Below are 16,671 nucleotides of genomic sequence, written 5' to 3' on the forward strand. Positions count from 1 at the left end.
TCTTCCTCCTCCACTCCTCCGTTCGTTCCTCCTCCCTCTCTCGTCCCCGGACAGAAAGGAGCGTTCAAGCATGCCCATTTATGCCCTGGGCGATGTCGAGCCCCGGATCCATCCCGATGCCTATGTCCATCCCGACGCGACGGTGATCGGCGATGTGCGCGTGGGCGCCCACGCGTCCGTATGGCCGCAAGCGGTACTGCGCGGCGACGACGGTCACGTCGAAGTGGGTGCGCGGACCAACATCCAGGACGGCAGCGTCATCCACGCCGCCCCGGAGACGCCCGCCGTCATCGGCGCGGGCACGGTCGTCGGGCACTGTGTGCACATCGAGGGCGCATGGATCGGCGACGGGTGTCTCATCGCCTCCGGCGCGATCGTCCTCAACTCGTCCGTGATCGAGTCGGGCGCGATGGTCGCGGCGGGTGCGGTCATCACCTTCGACGGCCATGTGCCGACGGGCCGGATCGCCCTCGGCGTGCCGGCGAAGAACCGCGAGAACACGATGTTCCCCATGGAGACCGTCGCGGACATCGTCGAGGACTACGTCAAGTCCGCGCAGCGCTTCCGCGCCTCTTTGCGCAGGGTGGTGTAGCCGCATGACGGCGACGGACAAGCCGGTGACGACGCTTTGCACCGCGGTGCCCGAGGGCCACCGCGCCGGTCCCGGACACGCGCAGCAGGCCGAGGGAGAGCGATGTTGAACAATGCCGGCTGCCAACCCTGCGTAAAGATCATCCGCTGGCCACGGGAAGCGCACAAACGGGAGTGGTGGCGGGAATCCGGCCACCTGAGACTGCTGGTCATCGACGACGGCACCGAGGCCCCCGTGTGTGCCGACGTCCGTGAGGACTGGATACGGCTGCCCACCAGGAACGAGGACATCCAGGCACGGATCGCCGCGCTCCAGGCCCGCAACCTCGGTTACTGCGCTCCGCAGGTCGATCCCAACGGCGTCGTCCGCCACGGTTCCCGCACCGTGACCGTCTCACCGACCGAGGCGGAACTGGTCCGGCTGCTGACCGTCAACTTCGGCGAGGTGGTGCCGCGCGAATCCCTCCGGAAGCGGCTGTGCCAAGGCAACCCCCACGCCAGCCGCAACGCCCTCGATCTCCACATCATGAGAATCCGCCGCCGGATCACCCCCTTACGGCTCGAGATCCGCACCGCCTGGGGACGCGGCTACACCCTCACCGCCTGCGGGCACGACGGAGGCACGGATGCGTGACATCGCACTGGAGTCGATGACTGTCGGGGACGTTCTCAGCCTGCGGGCCGAGAGCCACCGCGACGAGACGTTTCTGAGATTCCGCGAGGGCGACCTCAGCTTCGGGCACGTGCACCACATGACCAACCGGGTGGCCCAGGGCCTCGCGGCGCTCGGTGTCAGCCGCGGCGACCATGTCGCGGTGATGCTGCCCAACTGCCCCGAACTCCTCTACACCGTCTTCGCGTTGAGCAGACTCGGCGCGGTGGCGGTCCCGGTGAACACGGCCCTGTGCGGCAACCTCCTGCGCCGCGCCCTCGCCGGTTCCCGCTCCCGCTACCTCGTCATCGACGCCCGGTACGCCGAGGAACTGCCCGCGCTCACACCCTGCCTGCCCAGTCTGGCCCATGTCATCGTGCGGACCCACGACGCCTCCCTGGCACCGTCCGCCGCGCTGGGCAAGCCGGCGGTCGCCCTGTCCGGTCTGCTGTCCTACGGTGCCGACACCCCGCGCGCCGATGTGGCGTTCTGCGACCTCCAGGCGATCATGTACACCTCGGGGACCACGGGCCCGTCCAAGGGCGCCATGGTCTCCCACTCGCTCGCCCTGACCTGTGCCCTGGACTCGCTGGACTTTCTGGACCGCTGGGGCAAGACGGCCTACTGCCCGCTGCCCCTCTTCCACGCCGCGGGCCTGTGGGACGGGGCCCTGTCCGCACTGCTCTCCGGAAGCATCCTCGCCATCGCCGACCGGTTCCACGTGTCGCGGTTCTGGGACGACGTACGGCACTTCGACGCGCAGGTGGCACTGAGCGTCTTCTCCATGATCCCCATGCTGCTCAACCAGGAGCCGACCGAGCACGACAAGAACCATCCGCTGGAAGTCTTCTACATGGGGAAATCGGCGCTCGACAAACCGCTCCACGACAGGTTCGGGGTCCGTTCCGCCGAGTGCTACACCAGCACCGAGGCGGGCATCGCGACCGGCAGCCCGTACGGCCAGTGGCGCCTCGGCTCCTGCGGGCAGGCGCACCACGAGCGCTTCGAGGCCGGCGTCGTGGACGAACTGGACCGGCAGGTCGGCCCCGGAGAGCCGGGCGAACTGGTCCTGCGCCCCAAGCAGCCGTCCATCATCACCAGCGGGTACTACGGCGATCCGGACGCCACCGCCCACACGTTCCGCAACATGTGGTTCCACACCGGTGACCGGGTGTGGCGCGACAGCGACGGCTACTTCTACTTCCTGGACCGGATGAAGGACGCCATCCGCCGCCGCGGCGAGAACATCTCCGCCTTCGACCTGGAGTGCGAGGTCAATCTGCATCCGGCCGTACTCGAGTGCGCGGCCGTCGGCGTGCCGTCGGAGCTGGAGGAGGAGGACGTGAAGCTGTTCGTCGTCGAGCGGGCCGGCTCCGGCCTGGACGCCGACGAACTCGTGGAGTTCTGCCGCAAGCAGCTCCCCCGGCACATGGTGCCCCGCTACGTGGAGTTCCTGGACGAACTGCCGCGCACCCCCACCGACAAGGTCGCCAAACACCTGCTCCGGGAGGGGGTTGCGCAGTGAACTGGGAGGAGACCGCCCGGGAACGGGAATTCCGGCAGGAGGTACGCGCCTTCATCCGGGACCGTTTCCCCGCCGGCTACCGGCCGGACCCGGAGGCCGAACACAGTCTGGAGCCCGAGGACGTCTGGGGGTACGACTGGCCGGCCGACCGGCGCTCCGGGGACCCCGAACGTCGCACCGGCGCCCGCGCCTGGGCGGCCGCCCTCGCCGAACGTGGCTGGATCGCCCCGCACCTGCCCGTCGCGTACGGCGGTGCCGGGTTGGCCCCGATGCAGGAGTTCATCCTCCGGGAGGAGATGATGCGCGCCGAAGTCCCCACCGTGAACGGCATCGGGGCGATGCTGCTCGGTCCGACGCTCGTGGAATACGGCACCGAGGAACAGCTGGACGCGCACCTGCCCGGCATCGCGCGCGGCGAGACGGTGTGGGCCCAGGGCTTCTCGGAGCCCGACGCCGGCTCCGACCTGGCGGCGCTGCGGACGACTGCGGTCCGCGAGCCGGCCGATGGGGGCGAGGGGGCCGACGCCGAGGTGTACCGCGTCAACGGGCAGAAGGTGTGGGCCTCGTCGGCCCAGCACGCCGACTGGCTGTTCGTCCTGGTCCGTACCGACCCGCACGCGCCCCGGCACACGGGCATCAGCTTCCTGCTCATCGACGCGGCCAGCCCCGGCGTCACCATCCGCCCGCTCCGCGACATGCGGGGTGCCGCTCCCTTTGCCGAGATCTACTTCGACGACGTGCGCGTACCGGTGGCCAACCGGGTCGGCGCGGAGAACCGGGGCTGGTACGTGGCGATGGCGGCGCTCGGCTTCGAACGCGCGGGCATCGGCGCCACCGTCAAGTTCGAGCGGGTGCTGCAGGGGCTGATCGACTGCCTGCGCTCGGAGCAGGGACAGGACGTCCGCCGCGCGGACACCGCCGTCCTGCGCCACGAGATCGCCCGACGCCATATCGAGCTGCGCGTCCAGTACGCGGTGGCGCGCCTGACCGTCTCCCGCCAGGCCGCCGGCGCCGTCCCCGGCTACGAGGCATCGGTCAGCCAGTTGCTGGGCGCCGAACTGCACCAACGGCTCGCCCGCACCGGCGCGAAGGCCTTCGGTCCGTACGCGCAACTGTGGCAGCGCGACGGGGCGCCGATGGACGCCGCGTTCGCCCATATGCGCTTCGACGCGGTGGCCGCCACGCTGCTCGGCGGTACCACGGAGATCCAGCGAAGAGTCATCGCGACCCGCGGGCTGGGCCTGCCCCGCTCCTGACCCGGCCCGCACCGGCACAGCCACCGGCTTCGACTCCCGCACCCGCACCGGGCGCGTATCCCTGACACCCCATCACGGCCATCACGCCCCCACCACCCACCCCTGACCCCCTGACATCGGAGAAGCGATGGACCCATCGATGGACCTGCCGTTCACCGAGGACCAGCGGCACATCCGGACGGCGGCAGCCGAGCTGCTGACCGCCCGGCGTATGACGGCCGGTGCGCGGGCGGTGCGCGAGGAGCCCGAAGGCCACTCGACGGCACTGTGGAAGGAGATGACCGAACTCGGCTGGCCCGCGCTCGCACTGCCCGAGGAACACGGCGGCCTGGGCGCCGGCGTCATCGGCCTCTGCCTGCTGTGCGAGGAGCTCGGCCGGCACCAGATACCCAGCCCCCTCCTGCCCACCGTGGCCTGCGCGGCGCTTCCGCTCGCCCGGCACGCCGGCGCGGAGCTGTGCGCCGAGTGGCTGGGCGCGGTGGTGGAGGGCCGCACGCTGACGTACGCCCGCGCGGCCCCGCACGGCCGCTGGGGCACGGCCGGCTCGACTCTTCGCGCGACCCCGGCGGGCCGGGAGGGGTTCCGCCTCGACGGGACCGCTCTGTTCGTCCCGTACGCCGAAACCGCCGACGCGATGCTGGTCATGGCGCAGACCGGCGACCACACAGAACTGACGGCGCTGCTGGTGGAGGCGGCCACCCCGGGCCTGCGCCGGCACCGTCTCGCGGTCGTCGGCAACACCCCTGAATACCGCGTGGACTTCACCGGTGCCGTCGTCCCCGCGGCCCGGGTGGTCGGCGCGGTGGGAGGCGGCGGCGCCGTGGCCGAAACGGCCGCCGCGCTGGGCACCGTGGCGACCTGCGCCGAGATGGCCGGCGGAGCACAGGGCGTGCTCGACATGACGGTGACGTACGCCAAGACCCGCGAGCAGTTCGGCCGCCCCATCGGCAGCTTCCAGGCGATCCAGCAGCACTGCGCGGACATGGCCGTGGACGTCCTCGGCGCACGCGTGAGCGCGTACGAGGCCGCTTGGCGGCTCACCCGGGAACTCCCTGCCGCGCTCGAGGTCTCACAGGCCAAGGCATGGGGCAGCGAGGGCTACGAGCGGGTGTGCGCACTGGCCCACCAGGTCCATGGAGCGATCGGCTTCACGGCCGAACACGACCTCCCCTTCTTCACCCGCCACGCCACGGCGTCGGCCCTGGCGTTCGGCGACGCCGACCATCACACGGGCCGCGTGGCCGAGGCGTTGGGGCTGTAGCCGGGGTGGCGTACCGGCCACGGTCCGGGCGGACCGTGCGCGCCGCGGTCCGCCGGGTGACCGCGGCGAGGGGCCGATCCGGCCGGTACACCCCACACTTCTCGTACTGCCCTTGGAACGACCACGAGCGGTTCCGGGTGAGGCATGGCGTCCGGAACCGAACCCGTTAAGCGCATGCACGGGCCCGCCTGGCCCAGGTCGACCCCGGCGGCCGCCGCCGGCCCCCGCCGGCCCCCGGCGTCGCAATCCTCACGCGCCCCATGCGTTACGGACAGCGGCGATTCGGCCAAGCCCCACCACCTGAGGGCCGCCCCAGCAAGGCGCCCACGCGTTCGAGCCCTTGCCGCGCCAGGGCTCGCACGCGTCCGGAATCGCGCGCGTTCGATTCTCCGTGGGCGTCGTTAGGCCGTGCACTGCCGAACCATCCAGGTGCGGCACCGGCCCCAGGAGGGACGCAGGTGACTGTGACCGACGCCTTGACCGCCCACGAGGAGACGCCTCCCCCGCCACCCCCGGCGGCCATCGAGTTCGAGGGCGAGTTCGGCAAGAACCCGCTGGCGGAGGCCGGTTTCCTCAAGATGGGCAGCCGCCTTCCCGCCGTTCTCGGCGCCACCGTACGGATGGCCTGGGCCGTGGACCGGGCCGCCGTCCTGCTCCTCGTGCTCTGCCAGATCCTCACCGGCGCCGCGGCCGCCGTCCTGCTCGCCTTCACCGCGAAGGCCATGACGCATCTGCTCGCAGCCGCCCCCGTCTCCGCACGCCTGCACGACGCCCTGCCCGCTCTGATCGTGCTGGCCCTCGCGGCCGGCACGGGACGCATCAGCTCAGCCCTCGCCTCCTACGCCTCCAGCCGCATCACCCCCCGGCTGATGACCGAGGCCGATGTGGCGCTGGTCGCCGCCACCTGCCGGGTCGAGGCCGCGGCCTACAGCGAGGACGGATTCTCCGACCGGCAGGAAGCCGCCGAGATCGGCACCGTCCGCACCGCCACCATGGTCGACGACGCGCAGCGGCTCATGGCTGCCGTCGTCCGGATGGTCGCCGCGGGCGGCGTCATCACCGTGCTGCACTGGATGATGCTCCCGGTCCTCCTGCTCGCCGTGCTCCCGGCCGGGACCGGCGCGATCCTGCGGGCCCGCGTGGACTACGAGACGCACTACCTGAACATCGGCGACCGCAACGTACGCGGCATGATGCGCTGGTGGGCCACCCTGCCCCGGCACGGCGACGAGGTCCGCGCCAACGGCATGACCGGCTACCTCCTGTACTGGTACCGGGCCCTGTCCGAGCGCATCGACCAGCGCACCCTGGGCTCCGCCCCACGACGGCTCCGCATCGACCTGACCGCCGGTGCCCTCGGCGGCGTCTTCCTGATGGGCACCTGGGCCACCCTCGCCTGGCTGGCCGCCACCGGCCGCGTCCCCCTTCCGGTCGCCGCCACCGCCCTCGTCGCCGTCCAGACCGCCCTCGCCGCGCTCTCCCAGGTCGTCATCCAGGGCGCCGCCATGTTCCACACCTCGCTCTACCTCTCCGACATGCGCGCCTTCCTCACCATCGCCACCGAGCGCGCCCTCGCGCGGGGTGCGCTGACGATCCCGGAGGAGGTGCACGAGATCCGGCTCGACGACGTCGTCTACCGGTACCCGGGCAAGGAACAGCCCGCCGTCGACGGCGTCTCCCTGCGTCTGCGACGGGGCGAGATCCTGGCCGTCGTCGGAGAGAACGGCTCCGGCAAGTCCACGCTCACCAAGCTCATCACCGGCATCCTCCTCGCCGACAAAGGCCGCGTCCTGTGGGACGGCACCGACCTGGCCCGGGCCGATGCCGACGCCGTGTGGAAGCGGACCGCGCTCGTACCGCAGAACTTCGCCACCTGGCCGCTGCGGGTCCGCGAGAACATCACGCTCGGCCAGCCCAAGACATGGGACGACGACCTGGTGTGGAAGGCCGTCGACGCCGTCGGCATGCGTGACACCATCGAGGAACTGCCGAACCGGCTCGACTCCCTCCTGGCCCGGGAGCTGTACGGAGGCGTGGAACTCTCGGGCGGGCAGTGGCAGCGTCTGGTGTGCGCCCGCGCGCTGTACCGGCAGACTCCGCTGCTGATCCTGGACGAGCCGACCTCACAGATGGACGCCCGCGGTGAGCACCAGATCTTCCTGGAGATCAAGCGGTTGGCCGCCGCGTGCATGACGATCGTCGTGACCCACCAGCTCGAGAACACACGTCTCGCCGACCGGATCATCGTCATGGAGCACGGCCGCGTCATCGAGGACGGCACCTACGACGACCTGCTCCATGCCGGCGGCCTGTTCGCCGAACTGGTAGCCCTGGCCAAGGACCGGTAGGCATCATCGGCCCCGGCTTGCGCCACCGCATGCCGGGGGCCGCAACTCACGGCCGGCGAGGCCGCTCACGCTCCCTGGCCGGCCGCACTCCGACCGTACGAGAGGAATCGAGACACGGATGACCGAGACCTGGCAGCAGATCGCCCACCTTGCCGACCGCCTGGAGGAGCACTCCACGCTCCCTCGCGAACAGCGGATCCTGCTGCAACTGCTGAAGATCCAGGAGGAGGCCGGCGAGGTCGCCGAGGCGGTGATCGGGGCCATGGGACAGAACCCTCGGAAGGGTCACTCACACACCTGGGAGGACGTCGAGGCCGAGGTCTGCGATGTCATCGTCACCGGGATGGTGGCGCTGAGCCGCATGAACCCCGAGGCCGCGACCGTCTTCGCGCGTCATATGGAGGGCGTCGTCGCACGGGACCTCAACAAGACCGGGAAGGCCGAGAAGGCCAAGGAGGCCAAGGAGGCCGAGAAGGCCAAGGAGGCCACCGATTGGTGAACGGGTGCCGCCATCCTGTGAACCGGCTCGCGCTATCGAACAAGGGCCGTCTTGCTCCGGCCAACAGCCGTCTTGGCCGGAGGCGGAGGTCTGCTTCAGTCTCCCTGTGACCACGCAGCTGACGGGAGTGACAAGTAAACGCCGAAGTCCTGGAGTCCGGTCGCAGTCCTGATGTCCTGGTGAAGCCTGTCCACGCGCTCTTGGCGGTTGGCGGCCCGGCTCTCGAACCACTTGGACCTCACCTCGATCACCACGTCCAGACCGCTCCGGTCCCATGGCCCCAGACTCCGGAAGCGGATCTCCACATCGCCGGGCTGCAAGTCCCCGTCGTACGGTTCCTCGGGACACTCCACGGCCTCGGACACCAGGTGCGGCAGCACCGCCCCCAGCTCTCGGAGCTCCGATTCGGCGACACCCGGCGCATAGGTCACTTCCACAAGCGGCATCGGGACATTCTAGGGGCGGCCGTCAAAGTCCCGTCTTCCGACCGGGGTTGGGGGCCGGCACCACTGGAGCATCCGCTCCATCACCGCGAGGGGCAGTGCCGGGTGCGCACGGCACTGCAGAATCTCCCCAAGGGCGGCTGGTCCGCGTGGAATCACACCAGCGACTACTGGTGCCTTTGGACCAAGCCTGGCTACAAGGGCAGCAAGCACCGGCTGAACCCTGGCAAGAAGTTCGGTTTCCAGCCGCCCATCAGGGCTCTTCTGCCGTCGAGCGACTTCCGCTGCTGGGTCGTTGGGGGCACGTTGCGGCCTCGGCGCGGTCGCAGTGGTGGGGCGGCGTCCACGGCTCCCCTACAGCTTCAGGCCGTGCCGGGTGAGGTACCAGTTGTGGAACGTGAACAGCCCGCCGAGCATCACCAGCCAGAGCACGGTGCTGGTGAGCGGGAAGGCGTCCAGCGGGATCGTGTACACCAGCACCACCCGCAGCAGCGCGTCGAGCAGGAAGACCGCCCCCCACACCGCCGTGATCAGTCGCAGGTGGTGACGGAACGCCGGCTCGTCGTCCCATCGCGCCTCCCAGGCGGCCAGTCCGGCCTCGCCCACCTTCGCGATGACGATGCCGCGCGAGGCCGTCATGATGAACGGGCGCCGGGTGAGCAGCGTGCCGAGCACCCAGAGCCCGATCGCGGCGGTCAGCCAGCTGTCCCGGATCATCAGCACCCGCGGACTGCCGGTGATCAGCGACAGCAGCGTTCCGGCCACCACCAGGCTCAGCGTGAACACCGCCATCGCCTCGACGCGCCGCTGCCGCACGATGCCGTAGCCGATCCACGGCAGGAGCAGCACACCGCCGACGACCATCGAGAGCCACTGGCCCGCGCCTGCCGCCCGCAGCCCGTAGTAGGAACCGAGCGGGAGGGCGAGCTCGAAGAAGAGTTGCGCGGCGAGCCGCCGGCGCAGCGCCGCCGTACGGCCTCGGGCGGTCGCCGCGGCGGACGCGTCCGTGCCGGTCTGCGGTGCCTGGTGCGTTGCCATGGTGTCTGCCCCCGTGTCCGCTGTGGTCATGACGTGTTTCTGGTGGCGCGGTCGAACAGGTCCGCCAGCTCGCGGCCGGCGGCCCGCACATCGAGATCGGGATCGTGGGTGGCGCGGCGCACCACGTCGTCGATGGCGGCGCGGATCGCCCGCATCATCACCCACGGGTCGAAGTCGCAGAACTCGCCCGCGCGTTGCGCCTTGCGGATCTGCTCCACCTGGACGGCGAGGTTCGCCTCCGTCGAGTCGAGGAAAGCGACCATGCCGGGGTCGCCGCCGCGGAGGTTGGCAAGGATCTCGACGATCGCCGCGAGGTGGTTCGGGTACTCGGCGAACAGGTCGAGGTTGCCTTCGATCGAGGCGCGCAGGCGGGCCGCATAGCTCTCGTGGGCCTCGATGCGGGGGCGGATGTACCCCTCCGCGAGCCGCATCACCTCGGCGACGACCTCGCGCATCAGGTCGTCCCGCCCGTCGAAGTGGTAGGAGATCATCCCCGTGCTGCTCAGCCCGGCGCGCTCCGCGATCTTCGCGAACGAGGCCCGGTGGTACCCGACTTCGGCGATGACATCGATCGCCGCGGCGACGATCTGAGCGCGGCGGCCCGTCTCGGTGAAGGAAGGCCTGGGCTTGCGTGCCACATTTTGCTTGGATGCGCTATTTCTTGCTTGCATGAGCAAGAAGGTAGCGGGGTTTGCTCACCCGAGCAAGATGGTGGTGGCGCGGCTGTCCGCGGTACGGGCATGGGCGGTGCAGGGAAAGGCAGGGCGGCAGCGCGGGCACCTGCGCCGGGCGATGGAGAGCGGGCGCCTGCGCCGAGCAAGGGAGAGTGGCCGCACGCCCAGCTCTCGCCCGCCAGGCACTTGGCCGCCGCCCCCCCGTGAGAGGAATCCCCCGGACGGCATACGACACCCCGGACGACGCGCGACGCCGCCCTACTCGTCAAAGGCGGACGGCCGGGTGCCGCACTCAGGGTTCTCCCGCACCGGCAGACCCCGCAGCAGACTGTCCAGGTACCGAAAGGAGGGAGTGCCGTGTCCGTACGCACGGAAAAAGACGCGCGCCCCCGCCGGGAAACGACCAGGCGCCCCGCCAGAACCGCCGCACCCCCCGGACTGCTCCTGGTACTCGCCTGCGGCGCGATGTTCCTGGTCGTTCTCGACGCCACGATCGTCTCCGTCGCCCTGCCCGCGGTCGGCTCCGAACTCGACTTCGGCGGTGCGGGACTGGGCTGGGTGGTGAACGCCTACACGCTGACCTTCGCCGGTTTCCTGCTGCTCGGCGGGCGGTTAGCCGACCTCTTCGGCACCCGTCTGCTGCTGGTGACGGGCCTTGTGATCTTCACCCTCGGCAATGCCTGGTCCGGCCTCGCAGGCGGCCCGGCGCAGTTGGTGGCCGCCCGCGCCGTGCAGGGCATCGGCGGGGCGCTGCTGATGCCCGCGACGCTGACCGTCGTGCACCAGGCGTACCGCGACCCCGTACGGCGTGCCCGCGCGCTGAGCCTGTGGAGCATGGGCGGCGCGGTCGGCGCCGCCGCCGGAACGGTGTGGGGCGGGGCTCTCACCGACGCGCTCGGCTGGCGCTCGGTGTTCTGGGTCAAGGTGCCCCTCGGTCTGGCCATCGCCGTGGCCGGATGGCTGGTACTGCCCCGCCGGGCAGCGTCCACCGAACCGGATGGAGTGCGCCGTCACGTCGACGTGCTCGGGGCGCTCCTGGTGACGGCCGGTCTCGCCGCCCTCATCTACGGCGTCGTGACGGTACGCACACCCGGCACGCGCGGTGCGGCATGGGCGGCCCTGGCCGGCGCCGTGACGCTGCTCGCACTCTTCCTCGTCCATCAGGGCCGCTGGGCCCGCGAACCGCTCGTACCGCTGCGCATCTTCACCCACCGCTCGGTCAGCAGCGCCAACGCCGTCGTCTTCGGTCTGGGCGTCGCCTACCTCGCCAGTCCCGTACTGCTCGCGCTCTATCTGCAACAGGTGCTCCACTACAGCCCCACTCGCGCGGGGTTCGGCTTCCTGCCGACCGCCTTCGCCGTGATGATCGGCGCCCACCTGGCCGGACGCCTGACCCCGCGCTGGGGCACCCGCCGCACCGCGGCGGTGGGGACAGCCGTCTCGGCCGCCGGCTTCCTCTGGCTGTCGGGGATCGGAGCCCACAGTGCGTTCGTGCTGGACATCGCGCTGCCCGCGTGGGTGTTCGGCCTCGGCGCCGGCCTGGCATTCACGCCCATCACCGTGGCGGCCACCAGCGGCATCGACCCCTCGATGACCGGCCTCGCCTCGGGCCTGCTCAACACGACCCGGCAGGTGGCCACGGCACTCGGCATCGCCGCGCTCACCACCCTCGCCGAGGCCCGCGGTGGAGCCTCCGGCTTCGCGCTGGCCTTCACGGTGGCCGCGGCGCCGGCCCTCCTCGCCTCCCTCGCCGCCGCGGTGTGGATGCCGCCCCACGTCAAGCCTCCGCGCTCCCCGGCCGCTTGAGCCCGGCAGCTGCCGCAGTCGTGGACGGGGCGGCATCGGCCGGTCTCCGACCCTGCGTCGCGCGGACTACGACCTCGGTCAGCTGCTTCCGGTGCCGGTTCAGGGGACGGTAACTTCCGGCCTCTTTTGTACGTGTCCGTGCCAATATGCCGGCATGAGGTCTACTCTGCTGCCTGCTCTGCCGCGCTGGGTTGTGGGCGCGCAGCGGCTGGACCCATCAGAACTGGACGTTCCACTCAAGGGCTTGTGAGCCGGGAGCGGTTCCGCGCCGTCCGTGCGTGGGGGCGCCCCGGCCACAGCAGCCGGGTTGGTTGCGTGCCGCCCGACCGGCAGCGCGCAAGACCCTCTTCATCGTCAAGTGGAAAGTGGAGTTGACCCATGTTCCAACGACGCGCTCTGCTCGCGCTCGTCACCGCCGCGCTGACGGTGCCGGTCATCGCTCTGGCCGGCGCACCGGCGCAGGCCGCGGGCTTCAGCACGATGAGTATCTGGAACTCGAGCCACTGCCTCGACAATGCCACCGAGAACGCCGCGAAGCTTCAGATGTGGAGGTGCACTGGCGGGCCTGAGCAGAAGTGGCTCGCGGAGTTCCTCCCGGGCAGCATGTACCGCTTCGTCAATCAGAACACCGGACGGTGCATTACCGGGCCGACCGCCGCGCACCCGGGTCTCTGGATGGACGAGTGCAACCTCCTCCCCGACACCCAGAAGTGGCGTGTCTTCTACGAGGAGCCCAGAGGCCTGTTCAAGGTGTGGCAGAACGTGTCCAACGGACTGTGCATGACGACCAGCAGCGTGGCCGACGGTACCCAGCCGCAGACGACTGCCTGCAACGCCTCCGCCGCCTACCAAAGGTGGCACTAGCATGAGCGGCCTCGGGAGCAAGGGTGCGGCTGGGGGCGAGCGGGGCGTCCGCCGGTGCTCGCCCCGCAGAGGGTGCGTCAGCCGAGATCCAGCAACTGCTCGTAGAAGCCGCCGATTTCCCGTTCCGTGTCGATGAGGTGGATCTCCAGGATCCAGTGGCAGCGCCGGCCGGACTTGTCGGTGCGCCGCATCGGGGTGTCGTTGGCCGGGGTGATGTAGGACTCGGTGTCGGCACCGTCGATCTTCTCGTGCGGGAATTCTCCGACCAGGTGGCCCGCATGCCATCCTCCGAGGGCCCAGCCGGCTTCGACGGCAAGGTCCTGGACGTGGGCGTACAGCTGCTTACCGGTGATGTCCGGGATCGCCTCGAAGGCCTGGCGTCCGGCCGCGAAGATCTTGGGCAGGTCGTCCCGCAGGCGGTGTTTGACGGGGTCGTCGCCCAGGACGTAGGTGCGGCCGAAGTCGGCTTCGTACTCCTCGAAGATCGGGCCGAAGTCGGCGAAGGCGATGTCGTCGGCGCCGATGGTGCGGTCCGGTGGGTTCTCCCGGTACGGCTGGAGGGTGTGGGGTCCGGAGCGGATGATCCGTTTGTGCCAGAAGCGAGTGGTGCCGAACATCTCGTTTGCCAGGTCACGGACGCGGTCGCTGACCGCGCGCTCGCTCTCGCCGGGCGCCACCAGGCCGCGGGCGGCGATCTCGTGGAACAGCGCCTCGGCCTTGGCCTGGGCTTCCAGCAGCCGTGCGGCGCGTACGGATTCATTCGCCATGCGACAAAACCCTAAGGGCTGTGCCGTTGTCCCCGGTGGACCGGCGCACGGCGGCAGACCGCCCTGCGGACGAGCGAAGGCTGCGCATGCCGGGGGTGTTGAACGGGCGTGGGGCGCCCCTGCCGTCACGGGCCGGTGGGGCGCGCAGCCGCACTCGAATACCGCAAAAGGGGGAAGACCACCCTTTCCCTCTCCGATGGTGAGGGTCTTTGCCTGCGCGACGGGCGAGAGCGAGCCGCATCACCCTCATATGGGGGCTGCCGCGAGACCGCCGTAAGTGATCTTGTGGCTTGGAACCAAAGGCGAGCATCCTTTTTGGGTCTACGCATAAGAGGCTTCCGCTGGATGTTGTCTTTGCATGAGCGATTGCACGAACTCCATTCGAACCCCCTTGTGGTCTATGCCACTTTCGATGAGTGACTTGAGCCACATCGCCACCCCGGTCAGTTCGTGAACAGGGAATATCACTGCGCGTACTCAATCCTTCACGGCGATCGACTTAGCGTGCCGCTCGAAATACCCCGTCCGCCAGGGCAAGATGGAGACATTGACCGCTCGGTCGGTGACGTAGATCACTAAATGCCCGGAGTGCTTGCGCTCTCGGGTGGAGCGAAAACCAAGAAGGGCCCTGCCTCCCAGGCGCCAACCCGGCGGAGACAGGACCCGGCTGCAGCGGCCTCGGCTCACCAGCCGAGGCCACACTGCTCAGTGGAGATGCTGAAAGGCTTCCCGCAGGAACTTCAGTGCCGCGAAGAGCGGACCGAACCAGCGAGCCTTCCGAAAATAGCCTTCCCACGTGCAGCGCCTGCAGCAGCAACCATCCGGGCAAGCGCCCATCGGCCACCACCTCCAATCCAGGGCCGGACTGTCGCAGCCCCGCGGGAGCCGCGAGCTGAAGCCCCATGGGCTGGAGGTAAGGCATCACATTAGCCGGGCCCACCGGCACACACCGTCCCCCCTGCCTCTCGGCCGCCGTCAGCGACGCCCCGAATCGGGCACCGAGGGCCGCCAGTTCACCCCGCCGCGCCATACTGGCCGCCCGCTTTGCGGCTCGGACCTGCGGGCCCCCTTCTACCGGCGGGTAGTACCGGGTGCCAGTTCCCCACGCCCAAGTTGTCTAAATCACACGGAAACCGCGCTCCCGTGTCAGGGAGGCGCGGCCGCTGAACGGTGACATCCGGCCACTTCTCCAACGCGCCGCACCTCCGGGCGGCCTTCGCCCCGTATTGCCGGACGGGTGGTCAAGTCGGTGTCCACGGCGGCCGTATGGGCAACCGCCACGCTGCGGACGGCTGTCCCGGTGGGGCGGGCTGTCCCGGTGGGGCGGGCGCGAGCCGTCAGCGGTGCCGGCCGGCGTTGAGCCGGGCGGCCTGGCGCGTCAGGTGGTCGCGCTCGGCGAGGCTGGGTGCCTTGCGGGCCGCCTCGGCGTACAGCCGTGCCGCCGTCTCCAGGTCGCCGTCGCGCTCGTGGAGGTACGCCGCCACCGCGTCGTAACGGGGCACGGGGTCTCCCCTGCCCGGGGAGCTTGGGGCGGAGTCGTCCAGCTCCGCGAGCGCCGCCAGGCCGGCGCGCGGTCCGTCGGCCTCGCCGACGGCCACCGCTCGGTTGAGCCGGACGACCGGGCTGTCGGTCAGGCGCGCGAGCTCGTCGTACCACTCGACGATCTGCACCCAGTCGGTCTCCTCCGCGGTGGGTGCGTCGGCGTGGAGTGCCGCGATGGCGGCCTGGGCCTGGAACTCGCCCAGCCGGTCGCGGGCGAGGGCCGCCTGCAGGATCCCGATGCCCTCGGCGATCAGCCCGGTGTCCCACCGGCCGCGGTCCTGCTCGGCGAGCGGCACCAGGCTGCCGTCGGGCGCGGTCCGTGCGGCGCGCCGGGCGTGGTGGAGCAGCATGAGGGCGAGCAGCCCGGCCACCTCGGGGTGGTCGACCTGGGCCGCGAGCTGACGGGTGAGCCGGATGGCCTCGGCGGCGAGGTCGACGTCGCCGGAGTAGCCCTCGTTGAAGACCAGGTAGAGGACGCGGAGCACGGTGGCGACGTCGCCGGGCCGGTCGAACCGGACGCGGGAGACGGTGCGCTTGGCCCGGCTGATGCGCTGCGCCATGGTGGCCTCGGGCACCAGGTAGGCCCGGGCGACCTGACGGGTGGTCAGTCCGCCGACGGCGCGCAGGGTGAGGGCCACCGCGGATGACGGCGTCAGTGACGGATGGGCGCAGAGGAAGTAGAGCTGGAGTGTGTCGTCCACCGCGGGCGCGGGGCCGGGCGCCGGTTCCTCGTCGACGCGGTCCTCGCGCCGGCGGCGGGCCGCGTCCGCGCGGGTCGCGTCGAGGAACCGGCGCCAGGCCACGGTGACCAGCCAGCCCTTCGGGTCCCGGGGAGGGCCGGCCGGCCAGACGCGGACCGCCTCGACCAGCGCGTCCTGCACGGCGTCCTCGGCCGCCGCGAAGTCGGCTCCGCGGCGGACGAGGATGGCGAGCACGCTCGGTGTGAGGCTCCGGAGCAGGGCCTCGTCCATCGGTGAGGTCACTCCGTGACGGTGGGCGGCGCGGTCAGGAACGGGCGCAGTTCGAGCCACTCATGGATCGGCTTCCCGCCCGCCCCGGGGGCGGCCGACAGCTCTCCTGCCAGCTCGACGGCGCGCTCGTAGCTGTCGACGTCGATCACCATCCAGCCGGCGATGAGGTCCTTGGTCTCGGCGAAGGGTCCGTCGGTGACCGGCGGGCGCCCCTCGCCGTCGTACCGGACCCACGTCCCCTCGGGGGCGAGCGCCTGACCGTCGACGAACTCGCCGGTCTTCTCGAGCCGGGCCGCGAAGTCGTTCATGTACTGCACGTGCGCCGAGATCTCCTCCGGCGTCCACCGGGCCATGGGGACGTCGTTGACCGCGGCCGGGGCGCCTCGGTAGTGCTTGAGCATCAGGTACTTGGCCATCGTGCTTCTCCTCGGTGC

General features: G+C 70.6%; 15 protein-coding genes. 9 read left to right on the forward strand and 6 right to left on the reverse strand.

What is annotated here, in order from left to right; genetic code table 11:
* The first annotated feature begins 70 nt into the window (after positions 1-70).
* The 7 genes from ABZ851_RS28155 (at position 71) to ABZ851_RS28185 (ending at position 8,132) form a co-directional block, all read left to right on the forward strand.
* Positions 71-592 (forward strand): gamma carbonic anhydrase family protein, encoded by a 522-nt coding sequence (locus ABZ851_RS28155; protein WP_361133078.1) that lies wholly within the window; start codon positions 71-73, stop codon positions 590-592.
* A gap of 102 nt (positions 593-694) precedes the next feature.
* Positions 695-1,225, forward strand: coding sequence for a winged helix-turn-helix domain-containing protein (locus tag ABZ851_RS28160; RefSeq protein WP_336054429.1), 531 nt, complete (start codon positions 695-697; stop codon positions 1,223-1,225).
* The gene (locus ABZ851_RS28165) at positions 1,218-2,768 is read left to right on the forward strand and encodes an AMP-binding protein (RefSeq protein ID WP_361133082.1); all 1,551 of its coding nucleotides are present in this window, start codon (positions 1,218-1,220) and stop codon (positions 2,766-2,768) included. The genes ABZ851_RS28160 and ABZ851_RS28165 overlap by 8 nt, the downstream gene beginning before the upstream one ends.
* The gene (locus ABZ851_RS28170) at positions 2,765-4,024 is read left to right on the forward strand and encodes an acyl-CoA dehydrogenase family protein (RefSeq protein WP_361133085.1); all 1,260 of its coding nucleotides are present in this window, start codon (positions 2,765-2,767) and stop codon (positions 4,022-4,024) included. The genes ABZ851_RS28165 and ABZ851_RS28170 overlap by 4 nt, the downstream gene beginning before the upstream one ends.
* Before the next feature lie 127 nt (positions 4,025-4,151).
* The gene (locus ABZ851_RS28175) at positions 4,152-5,285 is read left to right on the forward strand and encodes an acyl-CoA dehydrogenase family protein (RefSeq protein ID WP_361133088.1); all 1,134 of its coding nucleotides are present in this window, start codon (positions 4,152-4,154) and stop codon (positions 5,283-5,285) included.
* Positions 5,286-5,749: 464 nt separating this feature from the next.
* Positions 5,750-7,633 carry an ABC transporter ATP-binding protein gene (locus ABZ851_RS28180; protein ID WP_361133237.1) on the forward strand — a complete coding sequence of 628 codons (1,884 nt, stop codon included), beginning with the start codon at positions 5,750-5,752 and terminating at the stop codon, positions 7,631-7,633.
* A 118-nt stretch (positions 7,634-7,751) separates the two neighbouring features.
* Complete coding sequence (locus ABZ851_RS28185) at positions 7,752-8,132, forward strand: MazG-like family protein (protein ID WP_361133092.1); 381 nt, start codon at positions 7,752-7,754, stop codon at positions 8,130-8,132.
* 95 nt (positions 8,133-8,227) lie between these two features.
* Here the strand turns inward: ABZ851_RS28185 and ABZ851_RS28190 are convergent, their stop codons facing one another.
* The 3 genes from ABZ851_RS28190 to ABZ851_RS28200 all read right to left on the reverse strand — a co-directional run bounded on the left by ABZ851_RS28190 (position 8,228) and on the right by ABZ851_RS28200 (position 10,251).
* A complete protein-coding gene (locus ABZ851_RS28190) occupies positions 8,228-8,578 on the reverse strand; it encodes a hypothetical protein (RefSeq protein WP_361133095.1) in 351 nt (116 codons plus the stop codon).
* Between the two features lie 351 nt (positions 8,579-8,929).
* A complete protein-coding gene (locus ABZ851_RS28195) occupies positions 8,930-9,643 on the reverse strand; it encodes a VC0807 family protein (RefSeq protein ID WP_361133098.1) in 714 nt (237 codons plus the stop codon).
* Positions 9,640-10,251, reverse strand: a complete 612-nt coding sequence (locus ABZ851_RS28200) for a TetR/AcrR family transcriptional regulator (protein WP_361133101.1) — start codon at positions 10,249-10,251, stop codon at positions 9,640-9,642. The genes ABZ851_RS28195 and ABZ851_RS28200 overlap by 4 nt, the downstream gene beginning before the upstream one ends.
* 393 nt (positions 10,252-10,644) lie before the next feature.
* On the opposite strand from ABZ851_RS28200, the gene ABZ851_RS28205 reads away from it, so the two are divergent.
* Together ABZ851_RS28205 and ABZ851_RS28210 are read left to right on the forward strand one after the other, a co-directional pair.
* Positions 10,645-12,093: a DHA2 family efflux MFS transporter permease subunit gene (locus tag ABZ851_RS28205; protein WP_361133104.1), complete on the forward strand. Its 1,449-nt coding sequence runs from the start codon at positions 10,645-10,647 to the stop codon at positions 12,091-12,093.
* Positions 12,094-12,471: 378 nt separating this feature from the next.
* Positions 12,472-12,957 (forward strand): RICIN domain-containing protein, encoded by a 486-nt coding sequence (locus ABZ851_RS28210; RefSeq protein WP_361133107.1) that lies wholly within the window; start codon positions 12,472-12,474, stop codon positions 12,955-12,957.
* 77 nt (positions 12,958-13,034) lie between these two features.
* On the opposite strand, the gene ABZ851_RS28215 is transcribed toward ABZ851_RS28210, so the two are convergent.
* The 3 genes from ABZ851_RS28215 to ABZ851_RS28225 all read right to left on the reverse strand — a co-directional run bounded on the left by ABZ851_RS28215 (position 13,035) and on the right by ABZ851_RS28225 (position 16,653).
* Entirely contained in the window at positions 13,035-13,724 is a 690-nt protein-coding gene (locus tag ABZ851_RS28215) for a M24 family metallopeptidase (RefSeq protein ID WP_361133109.1), read from the reverse strand.
* Positions 13,725-15,061: 1,337 nt separating this feature from the next.
* Entirely contained in the window at positions 15,062-16,237 is a 1,176-nt protein-coding gene (locus tag ABZ851_RS28220; protein WP_361133240.1) for a DUF6596 domain-containing protein, read from the reverse strand.
* Between the two features lie 8 nt (positions 16,238-16,245).
* Complete coding sequence (locus ABZ851_RS28225; protein ID WP_361133112.1) at positions 16,246-16,653, reverse strand: YciI family protein; 408 nt, start codon at positions 16,651-16,653, stop codon at positions 16,246-16,248.
* Between the last annotated feature and the right edge of the window lie 18 nt (positions 16,654-16,671).

Origin of the sequence: Streptomyces sp. NPDC047049 (assembly GCF_040643995.1) — a bacterium.
Classification (GTDB): domain Bacteria; phylum Actinomycetota; class Actinomycetes; order Streptomycetales; family Streptomycetaceae; genus Streptomyces; species Streptomyces mooreae.